19 protein-coding genes are annotated in these 19840 nt (G+C 70.2%); 13 read left to right on the forward strand and 6 right to left on the reverse strand.

Features of this window, described 5'->3' with window-relative positions; all coding sequences use genetic code 11:
- The first annotated feature begins 230 nt into the window (after positions 1 to 230).
- Complete coding sequence (locus tag EDD30_RS11190) at positions 231 to 1304, forward strand: FG-GAP repeat domain-containing protein (RefSeq protein ID WP_084556609.1); 1074 nt, start codon at positions 231 to 233, stop codon at positions 1302 to 1304.
- Between the two features lie 407 nt (positions 1305 to 1711).
- Here EDD30_RS11190 and EDD30_RS11195 read toward each other — a convergent pair whose 3' ends face one another.
- A complete protein-coding gene (locus EDD30_RS11195; RefSeq protein ID WP_071807009.1) occupies positions 1712 to 2134 on the reverse strand; it encodes a helix-turn-helix domain-containing protein in 423 nt (140 codons plus the stop codon).
- A gap of 331 nt (positions 2135 to 2465) precedes the next feature.
- Here EDD30_RS11195 and EDD30_RS11200 point away from each other — a divergent pair, with 331 nt between their 5' ends.
- From EDD30_RS11200 to EDD30_RS11245, 10 genes are all read left to right on the forward strand, one after another.
- Positions 2466 to 3023, forward strand: a complete 558-nt coding sequence (locus EDD30_RS11200) for a hypothetical protein (RefSeq protein ID WP_071807008.1) — start codon at positions 2466 to 2468, stop codon at positions 3021 to 3023.
- Positions 3016 to 4128: an MAB_1171c family putative transporter gene (locus tag EDD30_RS11205; protein ID WP_071807007.1), complete on the forward strand. Its 1113-nt coding sequence runs from the start codon at positions 3016 to 3018 to the stop codon at positions 4126 to 4128. Before EDD30_RS11200 ends, EDD30_RS11205 begins: the two co-directional genes overlap by 8 nt.
- Positions 4121 to 4555 carry an NUDIX domain-containing protein gene (locus EDD30_RS11210; RefSeq protein ID WP_071807006.1) on the forward strand — a complete coding sequence of 145 codons (435 nt, stop codon included), beginning with the start codon at positions 4121 to 4123 and terminating at the stop codon, positions 4553 to 4555. Before EDD30_RS11205 ends, EDD30_RS11210 begins: the two co-directional genes overlap by 8 nt.
- A gap of 252 nt (positions 4556 to 4807) precedes the next feature.
- Positions 4808 to 5953 (forward strand): PLL family lectin, encoded by a 1146-nt coding sequence (locus EDD30_RS11215; RefSeq protein WP_071807005.1) that lies wholly within the window; start codon positions 4808 to 4810, stop codon positions 5951 to 5953.
- 373 nt (positions 5954 to 6326) lie between these two features.
- Positions 6327 to 6998 (forward strand): SPFH domain-containing protein, encoded by a 672-nt coding sequence (locus EDD30_RS11220; protein WP_071807004.1) that lies wholly within the window; start codon positions 6327 to 6329, stop codon positions 6996 to 6998.
- Between the two features lie 285 nt (positions 6999 to 7283).
- Positions 7284 to 8858: a Rossmann-fold NAD(P)-binding domain-containing protein gene (locus tag EDD30_RS11225; protein WP_211277872.1), complete on the forward strand. Its 1575-nt coding sequence runs from the start codon at positions 7284 to 7286 to the stop codon at positions 8856 to 8858.
- Positions 8851 to 9963, forward strand: a complete 1113-nt coding sequence (locus tag EDD30_RS11230) for a Gfo/Idh/MocA family oxidoreductase (protein ID WP_071807003.1) — start codon at positions 8851 to 8853, stop codon at positions 9961 to 9963. Before EDD30_RS11225 ends, EDD30_RS11230 begins: the two co-directional genes overlap by 8 nt.
- Positions 9964 to 9999: 36 nt before the next feature.
- Positions 10000 to 11274 (forward strand): B12-binding domain-containing radical SAM protein, encoded by a 1275-nt coding sequence (locus EDD30_RS11235; protein ID WP_071807002.1) that lies wholly within the window; start codon positions 10000 to 10002, stop codon positions 11272 to 11274.
- On the forward strand, positions 11271 to 12746 hold the full coding sequence (locus EDD30_RS11240) for a methionine--tRNA ligase (protein ID WP_071807001.1): 1476 nt from the start codon (positions 11271 to 11273) through the stop codon (positions 12744 to 12746). The genes EDD30_RS11235 and EDD30_RS11240 overlap by 4 nt, the downstream gene beginning before the upstream one ends.
- Positions 12740 to 13813, forward strand: a complete 1074-nt coding sequence (locus EDD30_RS11245) for a Gfo/Idh/MocA family protein (RefSeq protein WP_123678226.1) — start codon at positions 12740 to 12742, stop codon at positions 13811 to 13813. The genes EDD30_RS11240 and EDD30_RS11245 overlap by 7 nt, the downstream gene beginning before the upstream one ends.
- A gap of 76 nt (positions 13814 to 13889) precedes the next feature.
- Here EDD30_RS11245 and EDD30_RS11250 read toward each other — a convergent pair whose 3' ends face one another.
- Positions 13890 to 14651, reverse strand: coding sequence for a pirin family protein (locus EDD30_RS11250; protein WP_071806999.1), 762 nt, complete (start codon positions 14649 to 14651; stop codon positions 13890 to 13892).
- A gap of 114 nt (positions 14652 to 14765) precedes the next feature.
- Between EDD30_RS11250 and EDD30_RS11255 the strand changes: the two genes are divergently transcribed.
- The gene (locus EDD30_RS11255; RefSeq protein WP_071807023.1) at positions 14766 to 15236 is read left to right on the forward strand and encodes a MarR family winged helix-turn-helix transcriptional regulator; all 471 of its coding nucleotides are present in this window, start codon (positions 14766 to 14768) and stop codon (positions 15234 to 15236) included.
- Positions 15237 to 15344: 108 nt separating this feature from the next.
- Here the strand turns inward: EDD30_RS11255 and EDD30_RS11260 are convergent, their stop codons facing one another.
- On the reverse strand, positions 15345 to 16229 hold the full coding sequence (locus EDD30_RS11260; protein ID WP_071806998.1) for an NAD(P)-dependent oxidoreductase: 885 nt from the start codon (positions 16227 to 16229) through the stop codon (positions 15345 to 15347).
- Between the two features lie 42 nt (positions 16230 to 16271).
- Here EDD30_RS11260 and EDD30_RS11265 point away from each other — a divergent pair, with 42 nt between their 5' ends.
- Entirely contained in the window at positions 16272 to 16622 is a 351-nt protein-coding gene (locus tag EDD30_RS11265) for a winged helix-turn-helix transcriptional regulator (protein ID WP_071806997.1), read from the forward strand.
- Between the two features lie 293 nt (positions 16623 to 16915).
- Here the strand turns inward: EDD30_RS11265 and EDD30_RS38225 are convergent, their stop codons facing one another.
- The 3 genes from EDD30_RS38225 to EDD30_RS11275 all read right to left on the reverse strand — a co-directional run bounded on the left by EDD30_RS38225 (position 16916) and on the right by EDD30_RS11275 (position 19593).
- A complete protein-coding gene (locus EDD30_RS38225) occupies positions 16916 to 17353 on the reverse strand; it encodes a hypothetical protein (RefSeq protein WP_143162797.1) in 438 nt (145 codons plus the stop codon).
- 402 nt (positions 17354 to 17755) lie between these two features.
- Complete coding sequence (locus EDD30_RS11270) at positions 17756 to 18952, reverse strand: ANTAR domain-containing protein (protein ID WP_071805255.1); 1197 nt, start codon at positions 18950 to 18952, stop codon at positions 17756 to 17758.
- Positions 18949 to 19593: an ANTAR domain-containing protein gene (locus EDD30_RS11275; protein WP_084556377.1), complete on the reverse strand. Its 645-nt coding sequence runs from the start codon at positions 19591 to 19593 to the stop codon at positions 18949 to 18951. The genes EDD30_RS11270 and EDD30_RS11275 overlap by 4 nt, the downstream gene beginning before the upstream one ends.
- Positions 19594 to 19840 lie beyond the last annotated feature (247 nt).

Below are 19840 nucleotides of genomic sequence, written 5' to 3' on the forward strand. Positions count from 1 at the left end.
ATACCGGTCGCCGTGATCTTCACACGTACGGAGGCCGCGGATGGTTCACCTGCGGAGCGGGCAAAACAGCGTACGCCTGGTTCGCCGGTGATGTGGCCTTCACGGGGTCCAGACAGCTACCGGACTGAAATGCCCTATTGGCCCGATTCGGCGCTACTTTTTCCTCGACAACCGCGCGGACGTCATCAGCCTCGAATCTCAGACCACAGCTCGGCAGAACGGGGAGAACCATGTTTTCGGCCACGCGTCTTGTGATCCTTCCGGCGGTCGCCGCCGTCACGCTGATCGTCCAGTTGCCCGCCACCTCCGCCTCGGCGGCACCGCCCGTCGGAGGCGGGTTCAGCGGTGTCGCCGGTGACTTCAACGGCGACGGGCGCGACGACATCGTCACCTTCACCCGCGGCACCGCCGCCGACGTCTACGTCGCGCTCTCGAACGGATCCTCCTTCATCGGTACGGGATGGAAGTGGCACAACTACTTCGCGGCCGGCACGGAGACACCCCTGGTGGGCGACTTCAACGGCGACGGGCGCGACGACATCGCCACCTTCACCAAGGGCGCCGCCGCGGACGTCTACGTCGCCCTGTCCACCGGATCATCGTTCGTCGGCACCGGGGTCAAATGGCACAACTACTTCGCGGCGGGTACGGAAACACCCGCCGTCGGCGACTTCAACGGCGACGGCCGCGACGACATCGCCACCTTCACCCGCGGCACCGCCGCCGACGTCTACGTCGCCCTGTCGAACGGATCCTCCTTCATCGGTACGGGATGGAAGTGGCACAACTACTTCGCCGTGGGCAGTGAGATCCCGGCAGTAGGCGACTTCAACGGCGACGGCCGCGACGACATCGCCACCTTCACCCGCGGCACCGCCGCCGACGTCTACGTCGCCACCTCGAACGGCTCGTCCTTCCTCGGCACCGGATGGAAGTGGCACAACTACTTCGCCGTCGGCACCGAACTGCCGTCGGTCGGGGACTTCAACAATGACGGCCGCGACGACATCGTGACCTTCACCCGGGGTGCGGCCGCCGACGTCTACGTCGCCACCTCGAACGGCTCGTCCTTCCTCGGCACCGGATGGAAGTGGCACAACTACTTCGCCGTCGGCACCGAGATCCCGGGCACGGGCGACTTCAACAATGACGGCCGGGTCGACATCGCGACGTTCACCCGGGGTGCGGCCGCCGACGTCTACGTCGCCACCTCGAACGGCTCGTCCTTCCTCGGCACCGGATGGAAGTGGCACAACTACTTCGCCGTGGGCAGCGAGCTGCCGCAGCCCGGAATTCTCTGGTGACCTTCGACTCGAGCAACCGGGCCGGAATGCGGATGTGCCGCTCCGCATTCCGGCCCGGAGTCGCAGGCGAACCACGCGAGCGAAGCACTCAGGCGGACCGCCCGGTCGATCCGGCCGCCCGCCCACGCCGGGCCACCGGAGCGCCCACACCCTGGGAACGCCACGGCCGGCGGGAAAACCTATTCCTTCACCATTCACGTGCCCCTCCGGCGGAGACTCCGATGTCACGCCGGAGGGCCGTTTGCTCGAGGAAGAAGCCGTGGAAGATCAGACCTGTGGAAGGTCGGGTGGCGGCGTACCGTCAGTATGCCGAGCCCTTCAAGAACGAAGAAAGGGCGCGGCGCAGATCCATCGTGAACTTTCCATTTCGACGATGACGCCGCCGGATCACCGCTGCCGGTATGCCGTCAGCTTCCGTCCTCTGCCGGCCCACGCTGCATCGCGCTGATCTCGTTGACGATCCGGGCCAGCGAACGGCGCGTCGCATCGTCCATGTACAACGCTCGCAACGCGATGTCGCGGACGGCCGAGTCGCGCAGCGCGGCGGCGAGGGCGAGCTGCGAGTTGACGTCGTCGACCACCTGATCGTCGAAGAAGTACGACACCGGCACCCCGAAGAATGCGGCCAGGGCCTCGAGGTGGCGCTTGGTGGGGTTGTCCCGCTGGCCGGTTCTCAACTGCCAGACGTACGTCTTGGAGAACGTGCCGACGGTCAGCGCCTCGCAGCCGCGGGCGACCTCCTCATAGCTGTACTCACGACCTTTCGGCTGCACCGCCTTGAACAAGTGGTCGATGCGCCGCGCCAGAGAACCGTCCTTCGTCTCGGTCACGGCCGTCGCCGGCGTTCGCTGTTGTGGACGGGTGCCATGCTGGTCACCGTACCATCACATTGACAGGCATCAGTAACCCACTATCGTGGAGGTTGCCCGTCAACTGAGATGGACGGGGCCGGTCGGTATCGGCAGCACGGGGGTGCCCGATGCCGACCGGGCATCGGGCCCTGGCCTTCCCGTCACCCACGTCGTATAGTTCGTTCTCGATGTAGCCGACTCCTTCCCCCGTGGGAGCCGGCTACATCACCAAAAACCGCGCAACGCTTTTCACCCGCACTCGACAGCACCACCATCGACGCGCGAGACCCTGGGGAAGAGGCTCGGTCGGATGGTTCTCCCGCCTCGGCGCCTGAAGGCCTTCTGGGAGTTCAGGACGCTTCGGCAACGGTGTCGGCGCCGGCTGACCGCCCTCGAGCTCCCGGCGGCGCCGAGCATGGCGGCGCTCTGCGAGCAGCTCGGGCAGCGACGCAACCGGCCGATCTACCTGATGGCGATGCCCGCGCAGGACGCGCAGCCGTGCGGAGTCTGGCTTTCGCTGACCGACGCCGATGTGATCGCGTACGAGGCCGGCACCAACTCCCTGCACCAGGACCACATCATCGCGCACGAGCTGGCGCATCTCATCTGCGGCCACTCCATGTTGGACGACTCCGGTCCGCTCGACACGCGCCGGCTCTTTCCCGATCTGGACCCCGCACTGGTCCGCGCCCTGCTGCAACGCGGCCACTACTCCGACGGCCAGGAGCAGGAGGCCGAGATCATGGCCTCGCTGCTGCTGAGCCGGGCCCGCCGCAGCATGGTCCTGCCGGGCGGCACCGAGCTCACCACCCGACTGGCGCAGGCGCTTCTGCCGCCGCAAAGACGAGGACACCGCACCGATGCATGACCTGATCTACGGAATCGGCGCACTGGCCGGCTGGATCGCATTCGCGTACAAACTGAGTCACCTGCGGCAGGACTGGCACAATCCGGGATTGCGTACGATCACCGCGGCGTTCGGATTCTCCGCCCTGGCCTTCACGCTCAATGTCGGCATCATCTATCAGCCGATCGACGCCGCTCTGGGCGTACCCAATCTGACGAAGTTGTTCATTCACTCGAGCATGGTGATCTTCAGCATGCTCATCCTGCAGATGCTCGGCTACTGGCGCTATCCCGTGCTGCGGGCCCGGCGGCGCGCCCGCGTCTATCTGGTACTCGGCCTCATCGTCGTCGGGGCGATGTCGGCCCTCATTCTCGTCGCGCCCATCCACGATCGGTACACCATCCACTTCTGGAAGACCCATGCGGGACAGACCACGATGCTCTGGTACCTGACGATCTTCCTGACCTCGCTGAGCGTGGCCCTGATCGCGATCGCGTACCGTGCCTGGCGTTTCGCGGCCCTGACCCGGCAGCTTCCCTGGCTGCGCCGCGGGTTGCGGCTCACGGCGCTCGGCGCCGTGCTGAGCTTCGGCTATTGCGCCTGCCGCGGCGGTTTCCTCGTGCTGCTGCTCGCCGCCGACATCCGGATCGATCCGCTCGTGGACGTCGCGATGCCGTTCGCCACCGCCGGGCAGATCGTCTTCTTCACCGGGCTGACCATGCCGAGCTGGGGCCCGCGTACGGGACTCGACCAGCTCGCCGCCTACCGAGCGCTGGAACCGCTGTGGTCGGCGCTGCACCGGGCGTTCCCGCAGATCGCCCTGCACTCGTCCGCCGACGGTGAGTCCACCCTGGGCGGCGTCGATTACCGCCTCTACCGGCGTATGGTCGAGATCTGGGACGGGCAGCTCGCGTTGCGGCCGTATCGTAGCGGCGCACCGTCGTCCGCGCAGGAGGAGGCGGAGGCGATCCTGGACGCGTTGCACAGGCGGCGGGACGGCCACCCGGCGCCCGCCGCGGCCGTCGATCACCGGCCGGCCCCCCGGGACCACGAACTCGAGTGGCTAGTGGACGTGAGCCGGTCGTTCGCCGACCTGACCCCGGCCCGGGAACTGGATCGTGCCTGAGACCACGCCCGAGCGCCCGCGCGTCTCCTCCGGCGCGGTCTTCTCCGACGACGACGGCCGGATCCTGCTCGTCGATCCGACGTACAAACATTTCTGGAATCTGCCGGGCGGCGCGGTCGACGCCGGCGAGACCCCCCGGCAGGCCTGCATCCGGGAGGTGCGCGAGGAGCTGGGGCTGAGCGCGCCGATCGGTGCACTGCTCGTGGCCGCCTGGACTCCCGTGAAGCTCTACTTCGTCTTCGATGGCGGCACGCTCACGGCCCCGCAGCGGGAGGCGATCGTGCTGAGCCCGGACGAGCTCGCCGCCCACGCGTTCGTCGGCGAGGAGCAGGCGAAGTCCATGCTCGCGCCCGCGCTGTGGCCGCTGATGACCGAGATCCTCCAGGCCCGCGCGGGCGGCACGACCCGCTACGTCGAGCTGCCCTGACCCGCCCGTCCCCACCGAACGGCAGTCCACACCTGCCGTAATGGCCAGCCGGCATCGTCCGAAAGGCCCGTTAGCGCCAGCGAGCTTCCGATTCGCCGAACCGCCGCAGGCATCCGGCCTACGCTCCGTGGTAGCCCGCCTCCTCTCCTTCAGAGATGCCAGCGCGCGCCCAGTCACAGACCAACTCTGCACACGATGCCGCGAACGCGGCGTCCGCAAGCCATGCCCGGAAACATCGTTGGAAGGAACATCATGACCAAGGTACGTACGTCCCTGTGCCGCAGGATCCTCGTCGCGGCAGCCGCGGCGACGGTCGGCTTCCCGCTGTTCATCGCCCCGGCCCACGCGGCACCGACACCGCAGGCCCAAGCCGCGCTCGCCCCCACCGGCGCCGCGGCCGTCTCGGTGGCACGCAACAGCAACGGACGTCTGGAAGCCTTCGTCCGAGGCACCGACCAGGGACTATGGCGACAACGCCAGACCGGCGCGGGTAGCGCCACCTGGTCCGGCTGGTCGAGCCTCGGCGGCGGCCTCGCCGGTGCACCCCGCTCCGCCGCCAACGCCAACGGCCGGCTCCAGGTCTTCGCCCGCGGCACCGACAACGCCCTGTGGTACCGGCGTCAGGTGGTGGCCGGCAGCGCCGCGTACACGGGCTGGACCAGCCTGGGCGGCGGACTGACCAGCGACCCGACGGTGGTCCGTGACGCCCTCGGCCGGCTGGTGGTCTTCGTCGAAGGCACCGACCAGGCCCTGTGGATGCGGCGACAGGCGACGGCCGGCAGCGGCACGTTCACCGCGTGGAGCAGCCTCGGCGGCACCATGAACGGCGAGACGAGCGCGGCGCTGGACCGGTTCGGCCGCCTGCAGGTCTTCGTCCGTGGCACCGACAACGCCCTGTGGACCCGCCGGCAGGTCTTCGCCGGCAGCAACGCCTGGATGGCCTGGACCAGCCTCGGCGGCGGTCTCACCAGCGACACGGCGGTCTCCCTCGACGCCGCCAACCGCCTGCAGGTCTTCACCCGCGGCACCGACAACGCCCTCTGGACCCGCCGGCAGACGTTCGCGGGAAGCGGCTCCTGGACCGGCTGGGCCAGCCTCGGCGGCGGCCTTTCCAGCAACCCCGCGGTCTGGCGCAACACCAACGGCCGCCTGCAGGTCTTCGTCCGCGGCACCGACAACGCCCTGTGGTACCGCTACCAGAGCGGAGGCGGCAGTTGGAACCCGTGGACCAGCCTCGGCGGTGGACTGACCAATGAGCTGGCCGGCGCGCTCAACAGCAACGGCCGCCTGCAGGTCTTCGTCCGCGGCACCGACAACGCCCTCTGGACCCGCCGGCAGACGTTCGCGGGAAGCAACTCCTGGACCGGCTGGGCCAGCCTCGGCGGTATCCTCACCTGAACCGGATCTCCGCACCATCGAGCGCACCCCGGCCGGGCCGGGGTGCGCTCCCCGCCGTCTCACCGGTACGGAAAACCCATGGTCACGGGCGTCCGCCGTGGCCTAACGTGTTTCTCGCGGAGGCACCGAGCGGCGCCCCGGCATCGCCGGACGGCGTTCCGCGCGTGCGGTTCCTCCGACTTTCTGGCTGGCCTGAAAAGCCGAGGTTCGACTCCTCCACGGGCTGCCCCCACGACCGGTCCCTCGGGGCACCGGCGGCACGGCTCTGCGGGCTTGCGGCCTCGGTCGCAGACGCCCCCGCCGCGCCGGCGGCGGTCGTGGGGGCCGCTCCCGGCCCGCTTTCCGTATCCGAAACTCCAGAGGTGGACACGACATGGCGACGATCACGGTGATGGAGTGGCAGCGCACGCTGCTCTTCACGGACGGCCGGTTCACCCGCGTGCTGACTCCGGGCCGGCACCGCTACCGGCGCCGGCGCGTCACCCTGCACACCGTGGACGTACGGCCGCGGGCCACCGTCGTGCAGGGTCAGGACGTGCTGACCGCGGACGGTGTCACGCTGAAGCTGTCGGCGCTCGCGCACTGGCGGATCACCGATCCGCACGCGTACCTGACCGGCGCCGCCGCGACGGACGTGCGGCTGTATTCGGCGGTCCAGATGGCCGTGCGGGACGCCGTCAGCGCCGTCACCTTCGACGAGGTGCTGGCCGACCGGTCCCGGCTGTCGGCAGGTCTGGCGGAGGCCGCGGGTGCGGCGCTCGACGGCCTCGGCATCGAGCTGACCTCCGCCGTGGTGAAGGACCTGATGCTTCCGAGCGAGCTGCGCCGGGCCGCCACCGAGACGCTGCTCGCGCGAGAGAACGGCCGCGCCGAGCTGGAGCGGGCCCGGGCCGAGGCGGCCGCGCTGCGTACGCTCGCCAACGCGGCTCGGCTGCTGGAGCAGCACCCCGCCCTGCTGCGACTGCGGACGATCCAGGCCGCCGCGGCGCCGGGCACCACGGTGGTGCTCAACCCGGATCCGTACCCCGCGCCGCCGCGCGGCTGATCCGCCCGCCGGCCCGGCCCCGGACCACTGTGGTCCCGGGCCGGGCCGTGGTATCTGCCTAAAGACCACCGTCCGCATTCGACAGCTCGCAGACTGCTGCGATTGCCGGGCGGTAGCGCCGGTTCATGGGCCCGTGGACCCTGGACACGAAGATCACCCAGATGGATACGATGATCAGCGTGCCGCCGCAAAGGAGGCAGATCCTTCTTTTGTGATCTAAGCGAATAAATATCCTTGCAGATTGCGGCGGACGTCTCCACCACCCCCTCGGAGAAAGACCATCGCGTGACGCAGTTGCTGACGAGTACGGCCCGCACTCCGGCCGACCCCGGAACCGCCCGACAGCATTGGGAGATCGTCGACGGATGGGCCGACGAGGCCTCGCCTGCCCAGCTCATCCGGGAGGTCGCCGACGACGCCGGCTGGTCAGCGCACGAAACCGCCGCCGACGACGCGGGCAGCGGCTCCTGCCGGCTCCTCGGCCCGGCCGGGACCTTCGTGGAGGCCGCCTGGGGCCCGCACCCGCCGACCGCGCCGGACACCCTGGAGTGGGGAACGCCGCCCGCCCGCCGGTACCGCTTCCTGCTGCGCGGCCCTGCGCCCGCTCCGCTCACCGAGCTGGCGACGCGGCTCGGCCGGCACACCGCCGCCCTCACCGCCGGCGAGGCCGACGCCATCTGGGCGGCGATGCCGCTGACCCGCCAGTTCGCCGAGCCGGACGACACGTTCCCCGGCTGGGCGCTGATCTTCCGGGACCACTACGTGGAGAACAGCGTGGGGTTCCTGCTCGGCATGGAGCGCGCCGGCCTCGATCCACGATGGATCTACGCCCTCGCCAAGGGCGACCGGACCCGCAACCGGGACCGGGTGCACGCCTGGTTCCTGCGCCGCGGCTATGCCAGCGACGTGCTCGACAACTCGGTGATCAACGGCACCGCCGGGCCCGAGCTGCAGCGGCACGCCCTGGGCGTACTCGCGGACGTCGAGCGGTTCGTGCACCGCGCGCACGAGGCCGGCCGCCGGGTGCTCGTCGTCGACGACGGCGGCCTGCTCGCCCAGGGCTACGGCTCCCCGGGCCGCGCCCGCGTGGACGCCGCCATCGAGCTCACCGTCAGCGGGCTCAAGCGGATCGAGGCCGTGGGCGCGCTGGACATCCCGGTCGTCAACCTCGCCCGCTCCGGACTGAAGACCTGCCTGGGCTACAACGAGATCGCCGACTCCTGCCTGCGACGGTTGCGCGCCATCCTGCCCGGCGAGAAGTTCACCGGCCGGCGCGTGCTCTGCCTCGGTTACGGCACCCTCGGCGCACGGATGGCCCGTGGCCTGCGGGCCGTCGGGTGCCGGGTGGCGGTTGTCGACACCGATCCGCTGATGCTCATCGAGGCGGCGGAACACGGCTTCGAGACGTACCGCAGCCTGCCGGCGGCGCTGGCCGCATGCCGGCCGTTCCTGGTCATCGGCAACACCGGCGAGGCCGCCCTCGCCGAGGCGGACCTGCCGCTGCTGCCGGACGGCGTCTACCTGGCGGGCTTCGCCACCAAGGACTTCAGCGTGCTCACCGACGGTCCGCTCGCCGAGCGGGCGACCCCGGTGCCGGGAGTCGGCCGGCGATACGCCCTCCCCCACGACCGGACCGTCACCCTGCTCGGCGACGGGCGGTCGCTCAACCTGTTCGAGTACGAGGGCATCCCCAACCGCGGGTACGACGCCTACCGCGCCGGAACCCTGATCGCCGCCCGCGCGCTCTGCCGGCGGCCGGAGGACTTTCCGATCGGCGCGCACACGACGGCGGTCGACCGGATCATCGGCGAATCCGGCCTCTTCGAGGCGTACTACGACCGCTACCTCGCCGATGCGTGACGGCCGCAGGCGCACCCCGACCCGGATCTGCGTCGTCGGGTACGGCGCCGCCGGCCGGCTGCACACCTCGCTGCTGGACGGTCCCACCGTCCGGTTGCTGCTCGTCGATCCGGCGACGGTGCACCCGGACGCCACGCTACCGACCTGGCGCAGCGTGGCCGAACTGCCGGACGAGATCGTCGCCGACATCGACGTCTGGTCGGTGTGCTCGCCGACCGCCACCCACCTGACGGTGCTGCGGGAGATCCTCGCCCGCGATCCCCGGGCGAGGATCGTGCTCGAGAAGCCGGCCTGCACCTCGTCGGAGATCGACGACTTCCAGCGGCTGCTGGCCGGGGCGCCGGGGATGCGCCTCGCGGTCACCGACCAGTACCGGCGGTCCCGGGCGGCGACGATCCTCGGCCGGCTGGTCCGCACCGCCCTGCCCGCCGACGTGCCGCGCGCCGTCCAGGTGGTGTTCGCCAAGGACCGGGTGGCCGACGTACGCCGGGGCCGCTTCGTCGACCTCGACTACGGGGTGCTCGGCTACGAATGGCTGCACATGCTCGCGGTGCTGGGGCACCTGCTGCCACCCGCCGTCACCAGCACGTACCTGTGCGGACCGGTCGGGCTCAGCACATTGCAGGCGGACCGCGACGAGTCGCTGTTCGTGAGCGCGCTGCACGAGCGTACCGCCCTGCCGCACGGCGGCCGCCTGGAGCTCTACTCCTCGGTGACCGGCATCGCGCTGCCCTGGGAAACGCGCGGCGACCGGCCGCCGACCGGCGCCGCGAACCGCCTGCGGTTCGCCCGCGTCACGGCCGGAGACGTCGAGCTCATCGCGGAGTTCGACCCCGTCGGTACGGCCGACGGCCGCACCCTCGGGCGCAACCGGCACCGGATCTCGGTCCGCCGCGACGGCCGGTGGAGCGAGCGCGTGATCGAGGACTCGCCGCTGCGCACCGGGCTGCACGAGGCGGTCCGCGGGCTGCTCGACGGTCCGCCGCCCGCCGTCGACCTGCTGCCGCTGCGGCGCATCGCCCGGCTCGCCGCCGCCCTACGCGCCGACGGACCGGCGCCGGCCGGCCGACCGGCCCGGATGCCCGCCGGCGCCGTCTCCGGCTGACAGCCTTCCTCCGTACCTGCGAACCCAGGAGCACCTGTGGCCCGAGTCTGCTTCGTCCTGCCCGCCGACGAGTTCGACCGTGACTTCATCCAACTCTCCGTCGACGTGGCGATCGCCGCCGCGGTGCTGCGCGCCGACGGCCACGAGATCACCGTCTGGGACCGCCGGGTCGGCACCGGCCGGCCCACCGGCGGCGTCGACGGCTTCGTGGTGATCACCGCCGTCGTCGACCGCGCCCAGTGCTACCCGCTGGAGCTGCATCCGGTCCGCGAGGCGGTCGCGGACGCGACCGCTCTCGCACCGCGAGCCTGGACCGTCGCCTGTGGACCGCATCCCACCCACCTGCCCGAGGCCACCCGCGCCGAGCTCGGCGTCGGGCACGTGTCGCGCGGCGAGACCGACGCGGCCGCGGTCGCCGCGGTCCGGGCCCTGGTGCGACACGGCTCCGCCACTCCGGCGGTGCTGCCCGAGCAGGGCGTCCACCCCGATCTGGCGTACGACGAGACGCCGCCGCCCGCCCACGACCTCTTCCCGCTCGACCGCTATGAGGCGGAGGTGATCGTCGACGGGCGGCTCCGGCGTGGCACCTGCGGGCTCGTGCTCGCCGCCCGGGGCTGTACCTACCAGTGCACGTTCTGCCACCTGCCGCACGGCAGCCGGATGCGCCCCCAGCCGGTGGACCGGGTACTGGCCGAGGTGGACTCGCTACGCCGCCACGGCAGCGACTCGATCTTCTTCCTGGACTACGTGTTCGGGCTCCAGCGCGACTTCTACTCGGCGCTGTGCGCGGGTCTGCGCGACCGCGACATCGGCTGGACGGGGCAGACCCGGGCGGAGGTCGTCCTGCGCTCCGACCCCGCGGAGTGGGCCGCGGCCGGCTGCCGAGGCATGTGGCTGGGCGCGGAGTCGCCCGACGTCGCGCACACCGGGGTCCGTAAGCGGGTCAGCGAGGCCCAGATCCGCGAGGCCGTCCTCAAGCTGCGCGACGCCGGCATCGTGCCGTTCGCGTTCGTACTGCTGGGACTGCCCGACGACGACGCCTGTGCCTCCGGGCGGCTGGCCGACTGGGCGGCCGGCCTGCCCGGCTGGTTCGGCACCAACCAGCTCTACCTGCGCCCGGGGACGCCGCTCTACGACGAGCTGGCGCCCGGGCTGAACGGCGGCGTGGCCCCGCGCACCTGGGCCGAGGTCGCCGCGGTCACCCGGCGGTACCGGGAGGAGTACCCGTGCGACCTGGGTGAACTGGAGGCCCGGCTGCGCCGGCTACCCAACCACGTCAGCCAGGTCATGGCCCACACGGGCGCGGCATGAGCGGCGCGCCCGAGGCCTGGGTTACGGCGCCCCTGCCGCACGTCGGCGCCGAGCCGCATCTCGGCTACGCCCTCGACCTCGTCCTGGCCGACGTGCTGGTCCGGCACGGCCGGCAGCGCGGACGCCCGGTGGCACTGCGGACCGGCACCGACGAGAACACCCCATACAGCGCGGCGGCGGCGCGGGCGGCCGGGATCTCCCCCGCCGGGTACGCCGCCGCCCGGGCAGCCACCTTCACGCGCCTCGCGGACGCGCTCGGCGTACGGCCGGACCGGTTCGTGCGTACCTCGGCCGACCCTGCCCACCGGCGTACGGTCGCATGGCTCTGGCGCACCTGCCTCGCGGCCGGCGACCTGTACAAGGGCGACTACACCGGATGGTTCTGCGACCCGTGCGGCCGGTTCCGTCCCGGCGGCGACGGCGGTCGCTGCCCGGAGCACGGCGACGGGCTGCGGGAGACCCGGGAGGAGAACTGGTTCTTCCGGATGGGCCGACACGCCGGCGCGCTGCGGGCCGCCCTGGACGCCGGCGTCCCGCGCGTCGTGCCGCAGCACCGGAAACACGAGGTGATCGGCCTGCTCGACGCCGGGCTGACCGACTTCAGCGTTTCCCGGCCGGCGGCCCGCGCCGGAGGCTGGGGGCTGCCGGTGCCCGGCGATCCCGGACAACTGGTGCACTCCTGGTTCGACGTACTCTGCGGCTACCTCGACGGGGACGCGCCACAGCAGGAGCTCGTGCATGTGATCGGCAAGGGGATCCTGCGGTACCACGCCGCACACTGGCCGGCGATCCTGCGCTCGGCCGGGCTGCCGGCCCCGCGGGCGCTGCTGGTGCACGAGCACATCACCGTCGCGCGGGGTCCCCTCGACGCCGCCGACCCGGTGGCTCTGGCAGACGCGTACGGGCCCGACGCTCTGCGCTGGTGGCTGCTGCGGGAGGCATCGCGTCCGGTCGACGTGGACTTCAGCGTGGAGCGGATGGCGGCCCTCGCCAACGACGAGCTCGCCGGCGGCCTCGGCAACCTGGTCCACCGGACCGTCACCATGCTGCACCGGTACCGCCCGGGCCGGCCGGTGCCCGCACCGGTCGAGCCGCACGACTCCGCCCCCGCGGTGCTGGCCGCCGCGGCGGCGTTGCCGGACCGGATCGGCGCCGCCCTCGACGCGCTCGAGCCGCGGGCGGCCACCGAGGCGCTCTGGGCCCTGGTCGGCGCGGGCAACCGGTACGTCGAGGAGGTGGCTCCCTGGCGGCTGGCCGCCCGCGAACGCGACGGCGCTCCGGGCGCGGCGCTGGACGAGGCGCTGGGGGTGGCACTGACCGTCTGTCGGCGACTCGCAACGGCGCTGGAACCGTTCCTGCCGGCGGCGGCCGCACGGATCGCCGCACAATGCGGCCATCCCGGCGGCGAGCTGCCGCCCGCCCGGCCGGTAATCCTCCGCGTCGAACCGTTGCCGGAGGTGGCGCCGTGCTGAGGTTCGCCGTCATCGGCTGCGGGAACATCGGTGCGCTGCATGCCCGGCTGATCGCCGAGGCCACCGGCCGGGCCGCGCTCGTCGCGGTGCTGGGCCGCACGCCGGCGCGGGCCGGGCCGCTCGCGCGGCGGTACGGCTGCGACTGGAGCACCGACCTCGCCGACCTGCTGGCCCGCGACGACGTGGACGCGGTCAGCGTCTGTACGCCCAGCGGCACGCACGGCACGATCGCGCTCGCCGCGCTGGAGCGTGGCAAGCACGTGCTGGTCGAGAAGCCCATCGACATCGACGTCGCCACGGCCGACCGGCTGATCGCCGCGTCCCGGCGCCACGACCGGCGGCTCGGCGTCGTTTCCCAGCACCGCTTCGACCCGGCCACCCGGGTGGTGGCCGAGGCGCTACGGGCCGGGCGGCTGGGGGTACCGACCGCCGTGCAGGTGGAGGTGCCGCTGTGGCGATCGCCGCAGTACTATGCGACCGGCGGGTGGCGGGGCACCCGGGCGATGGACGGCGGCGGCGCGCTGATGAACCAGGGCGTGCACCTGGTGGACCTGATGCTGGCGCTGTGCGGGCCGGCGGTGGAGGTCGACGCCCGGACCGCCCGCCGGGTCCACGAGGGGATCGAGGTCGAGGACGTCGTCGCGGCCACCATCCACTTCGCCAGCGGGGCGCTCGGCACACTGCTGGCCACCACGGCCGCATACCCGGGCCTGACCACCCGGCTCGCCGTGTACGGAAGCCGCGGATCGGCGGTCATCGACAACGACCGGCTGGCGTACTTCCACGCGGCGGCCGAGGGCGACGACGTCGGCGGGTTCGGTGCGTACGGGGCGGCCAACCAGGCCGCGGCCGTGCTGCCCGCCGACCCGGAGTGGGAGGCGGACCGCGATCCGTACGGTATGCCGCTGCGCCCCCACCGCGACCAGATCGCCGACTTCTGCGACGCGGTCGCTCGGGGCCGCGCGCCGCACGTCGACGGTGCCGAGGGCCGCCGGGCCCTGGCACTGGTCCGGGCCGTCTACGCCGCGGCCGAGACCGGCCGCCCGGTCCGCATCGAGCCGGCCTGATCCCGCCGCGTCTTCGCCCATTGCGTCTTCGCCTACCGCGTCTTCGCCCGGCGGGCCGTCACCGAGGGACGCCGGGTCAGCCGAGGTCGGCGTGCATCTCCCAGACCAGGATCTCGGCGGCTTCGGTGGCGGTGACCTGCTGGCCGCCGATGGCGGTGAACCGGACGGCGTCGCCGGTGCCCAGCGCACCGGTGCCTTCCAGGGTCACGGCGCCGCGCGGCACGTACAGGTGCAGGAAAGGCGCGTCGGGCAGCCGTAGGCTCTGGCCGGGCTGCAGGCGGGCGGCGTAGAGCGCGGCGTACTTGTTCTTGATCCGGATGGCGGCATCGTCGCGGTGCTTGTCCATGCCGGAGGCGACGGTCACCAGGCCACCCGCCAGCAGCTCGTTGTCGATCTCCGACTGCTCGTAGCCGGGCGTGATCCCCGGCTCGTCGGGCACCACCCACATCTGCACGAAGTGCACCGGGTTGCTGTGCTGCTCGCCGGAAAGCCGCCAGGAGTCGTTCTTCTCCGAGTGCAGGATGCCGGTGCCTGCGCTCATCCGCTGCGCCAGGCCGGGATAGATGATCCCGGAATGGCCGGTGGAATCCTGGTGCACCAGGGAACCCTGCAGCACCCAGGTGACGATCTCCATGTCGCGGTGCGGGTGCGTGTCGAAGCCCGTGCCGGGGTGCACGACGTCGTCGTTGTTGACCAACAGCAGACCATGGTGGGTGTTGCTGCGGTACTGGTGATGCCCGAACGAGAACGAGTGCTTGGAGTCCAGCCAGTCGATCTTGGTCGCGTAGCGCTTCGCGGCCGGGCGGACGTCGACCTTCGGGGTGAGCAGGGCGTTCATCGTGGCGCCTCCAAGCGAGGGAAGGAACATGACGTGTCATGCACTAATCAAGTTACATGACACGTCATTGACCCGCAAGATGACGTGTCATGGAAATTCGGTACCATGGACGCCATGGGCACCGTCTGGCTCACCGATGAACAGCAGCGCGCGTGGCGCGCCTACCTGCGCATGCAGGCACGGCTGACCGCCGAGCTCAACCGCCAGCTCCAGGCCGGGTCCGGCATGTCGCTCTCCGACTACGAGGTGCTGGTCCAGCTCACCGACGCGCCCGCCGGCAGGCTGCGCCCGTACGAATTACAGAAGGCCTTGGAGTGGGAGCAGAGCCGCCTCTCGCACCACCTCGGCCGCATGCAACGCCGCGACCTCATCGTCCGGCAGAATTGCGACGACGACGGCCGCGGCGCCTACATCGTCGTCACCGACACCGGCCGCGAAGCGATCGCCGCCGCGGCTCCCGGGCACGTCACCACCGTCCGGCGCCTGTTCTTCGACCACCTCGACGCCGAGGAGGTCCGCCTGGTCGGCCAGTTGAGCGACGGCGTCCTCGCCGCCCTCGACACGGCCGCGGGGCCCTCAACCTGACAGTCCGTGCTGGAGCTGCCGGCCCCATCCACCAGTCATCCGCAGCGGAAACGTAGTGACTCGCGGGGCCTCGCTGCGGCCAACTTGAACGATGCCGGCCATGCCGGCTCAATGACGCGTGAGGAACTCGGCGACGCGAATGAAGCCGTCCTGACCATTTCCCCTTCCTATGACACGGCGGGCCAGGCCTTCGGCGGCACGCATGACGCCGGCGTCGATGCCGTGCGCCTCAGAGGCCTCGACGATGTGAGCCATGGAGGACACGGCGGAGGTGATCGGGTTGCCTTCACCGGAAAAGTCGCCGCGGTCGACGGCCTGGGCGGCCTCCTCGAAGATCGGCGGCAGAATCGCTCCTATGCCCGCCGCGAATGGCGCTAGTTGTTGCGCGGTGATTCCTTCGGCCTTCGCTATCGCCAGTGCGTGCGCGTAGCCGGCCATCGCGGTCCAGAAGATGTCGAGAAGCGCAATGTCGTACGCGGCGGCCAGGCCGATATCCTCGCCGAGGTAGGTATGGGCGCCGCCGAGCTGGTCCAGCACCGGCCGATGCCGGCGGTACAGGTCTTCCGGACCACTGTGAATGAACACCGCGGCCGGAGTCCCGATGGTCGTCACCGGGGTCATGATCGCACCGTCCAGATAGCCGATACCGTGTCGGTACGCCCAATCCGCAGTGTCTCGGGCCCGGTCCGGAGTATCGGCTGTCAAGTTCACGACGGTCCGGCCGTGGAGCGCATCGGTGACTGCGTCGCGTCGCAGGATGGCGTCCGACGCCCCGTAATTGACGACGCATGTCACGACCATGTCGCTTTTCGTGACCGCCTCCTCCGCCGACCGAGCGGCGGCGGCGCCTCGTTCGACGAGTTGCCGGTCCTTGCCTGGAGTCCGATTCCACACCGTGGTCGGCAGGCCGGCGCCCACGAAAGCGCCCGCCAGAGCACGCCCCATCGGCCCTAGGCCCAGAACAGTGACAGACTTCCCGGTAGAGGACGACATGGATAACCCCCATAGATAACAAGTAGGATAAATAGGACGGAAATGACACGTAGTCGTGCCCGTGACACGAACGTCTGCGGGGTCACCGCCGCGATTGCCGTGATCGACGGCAAATGGAAGACGGCATTGCTGTGGCTACTGGAACCAGGTCCGTGCCGTCCCGGAGAACTTCGGAGGCGGCTGCCCGGCCTCAGCGAGAAGGTGCTGACTCAGGCCCTTCGCGAGATGGAGTCCGATGGACTGGTGCACCGGGAGATGCACCCCGGGATGCCACTGAAGACCGAGTACTCGCTGACTACATTCGGCCGGGAGCTATCCGAGGCATTGGCCCCTCTGTCCGACTGGGGCCATCGCCGCCTGGCCAGGATCACCGACAGCTCACCGGTCACCTGACCTCACCTCACCTCGCTCGCGGGGACCGGTGGTTCGGCCCTCGACAACGAGCTTCGTACGGCGGACGACTCGTTGCCAAGTACCCACAAAAAGGTGGCTATCCAGACGGCGGTGGGCCGCTGAGGATGCTGCGCGAGCAGGACCGGTCAGATCATCCGGCGGCACGGGAGGGGGATCAACCACGACTGCATCCTGCCCAGCGCTCCGCCCCGGTCCATTCGCCGCTACGTAGCCACCACCGTCCGCCTGCTCGCGGCAAGACCGAAACGCGCGCGTACGCCAGGCCCAGGGAGCTATTCGCCAATACGGGCCGTGATACGTGGCCTGTCAGGGTCGCTCACATCCCACACGGTGATTTCACCAGTATCCGGGTAGAGATCGGTATAGCGTTCAACGAGCGCCTGAATCAGCAAGACCCTATCCTGACCGCGTACATAGACTTGTGGTCCGGAATACAGATGTTCGACGGCAGCGCCAGCACTGGCGGAGGCGGTGACTTTCGCCTGTTCGAGGTGGTAACAGCCTTGCACGCTGGTGTTGATGACCATCGCCATGCCGGCGATGACGGCTACGCCGAGTGCGCCGGCGGTGTTGAGCTTGGCCGCTCCGATGGTGCCGCTCCGGCCGATCCGGGCAGCTTGAACGGCTCCCTGCCGTTGGATCCGCGCAGCTTCCTTGCTTGCCTCAGCCGTGATGCCGGCTGCATCGCGATTGTCGCCTGCCCTGGGCATCCTCAGAGGATCTCACAAGCAATCACGCAGCAACGACGAAGCGTCCAAGCCTCGGGACGATGCGAGCCGTGGTCGCATCCAGGCTTTCGGCACCAAGTATCCGATCACGATACCGAGGACCAGAAATATGGCGCTGACGATTGCACTGATCGCCAGTGCATCCCTGTTTCGTTGGAACCACGGCGGCGCATCCTTGGAATAGTCAGGGAACTCCCCTTCGGGAAGAGTCCGTCAGGCCTAAAGCCCTCAACCACGGAAATCCCACCGGGCAGCGTGGCGAGAATACCGAGCGCACCGGCAGTCTCCGTTGTTACGGCCTCCCCATATCCAGTCCCTTCTGCGGGGCTCTGCGCGCGGCAGACACAAATATGCCGCGGCGGGCGGCGGTTGGGGTGGGTCTGGTCAGTCCTGGATGCGTTGTGGGGGAGGGCCGAGTGCTTCTGGTGGTGGGCTGTTCAGGGCGTAGCGCAGCATGAGGTGGGTGCCGGTGGGGCCGGTGTCGATGTCCAGGCTGGTGCAGATCCGGTTGATCACCCAGAGGCCCCGGCCGGTGCCTGGGCCGGTGGAGGGCGCACCGGCGCGTATCTGGTAGTCCTGGGGCAGGCCCGGGCCGTGATCGCTGATCTCGGCGTAGAGACTGCCGTGGTAGCGCCACATGATGAGCCGCCCGCTACCACCGCCGTGCTCGAGGGTGTTCACGACGGCCTCGTGCACGGCCAGGGTGAACGCGGCCTGCTGCGAGGCTGCCAGACCGTGCCGGGCGGCGGCACTACGGATCTCCGCACGCAGCGTCCGCGTCCCGTTGCGGGGATAGATACGCCGGATCAACAGGACCCGGCTGCGGCCGGTCTCGGGTTCCGGCGCAACCGAAGCAAAATCGCCGGTAGCGATGTCGGCGGCGACGTCACTGAGCCGCCGCCCGGTACGCCGAGCCAGGCGACGCAACTCGGCGAACGCCTGCGCCAAATCCAGATCGAGCAACTCGGCGAGCAGACCCTTGGCCTGTTCCACCACCACCCGACTGGTCATCGTGTGCTGCAACTGCTCGGCCAACACCTGCCGGTACGCCACGGCATGGTGCTGCACCAACGCGAGAGCGATGGTGTTCGCCAACGCCCGCGCGGTACCCGCATCCCCCTCCGACAACACCCCGGGAGTGACCGCGAACAGATTGAGCACCCCGATGGTCTGCTCCCGCAGCTGCACCGGCACCGCATGCACCGACCGGAACCCGGCCCCGAACGCCCGAACGGCGAAACCCCGCCAGCGTGAACCCGCAATGTCGAGATCCAGATCAGCGACCGGCTCACCACTGGCATAGCAGTCGACACACGGGCCCTCATCGGCCTCCACCTCGAACAACTCCAGCAGGCGAGCCTGCTCCGACGACGACGCCAACACCCGCAACCCACCCCGCTGATCGGCGAGCATCACCCCGGCCGCCTGCACCCCGACCAGCTCGACACACCGACCCGCGAGCGTATGCAGGAACTCCACCACATCGAAGTCGCCCACCAACGTGTCCGACAACTCGACGAACGCCTGCGCGACCGCCTGCTCCCGCCTACTCACAACCACCTCCCACGGCACCGTGCTCATCGAGACGAATCCGGCGCACCGGCAGCCGAACCGTCCGGCTCATCGAACCGCAACCGCCGCGCCACCACCTCACCCGCAAGCTCTTCCAAACCCTGCTCACCGGCATACGCACGCGCCCGTAACCGCAGAAACGCCTGCGCCATCGGAATCCCCAACTGACCGCTGATCATCCCAGTGGCCTGATGCACCACCGCCCGATGCGTGAACAACTGCTCACTACCCGCCACCGCCGCGCCCGGCATCTGCTCAGCCAGCAACAACTCCAACGCCGCATCAGCAAACGCCAACGCCTCCGCCAACTGCTCACCCGCCAACACACCCGGACGCAACCGATACAGATCAAGCACACCCAACCGCACCACACCCACCCGCAACGGCAACGCAAACAACGCCGCCGCCCCCGCACCCAACGCCCCCGGCGTGAACACCGGCCACCGCTGCCGCCACACCACCGCACCCAGATCAGCAGCCAAAACCGGCTCACCCCCGGCATGCGCGTCCTGGCACGGCCCCTCCCCCAACGTGACCTGCAACTCCTCAATCCGCGTACTAATCGAGTCACTGGCATAGCGCACCTGCTGCACCGGCACCGACGCCATCACCGTCAAACCCGCCCCGTCCACCCCCGGCAGACCCGACACACACGCATCACACAACCGGCCCACATCCGGACCATGCGCAGCAACCAACTGCGCCACCCGCTGCCGGTGACCGGCGCTAGCCACGACCACACCCGCCCCCGAAAACCTCGCGAAGTGCTGCCAATCCGACGCTGGCCATGATCGGAAACCTCCGATCCCTGCCGCGGCAGACCGTCACGAATTCAGACCCAGCAACACGAACGCCGGCATCCCACCGAAACTTGACCAACCGGTATCGACAGCTCAA

The organism is Couchioplanes caeruleus (assembly GCF_003751945.1).
Classification (GTDB): Bacteria; Actinomycetota; Actinomycetes; order Mycobacteriales; family Micromonosporaceae; genus Actinoplanes; species Actinoplanes caeruleus.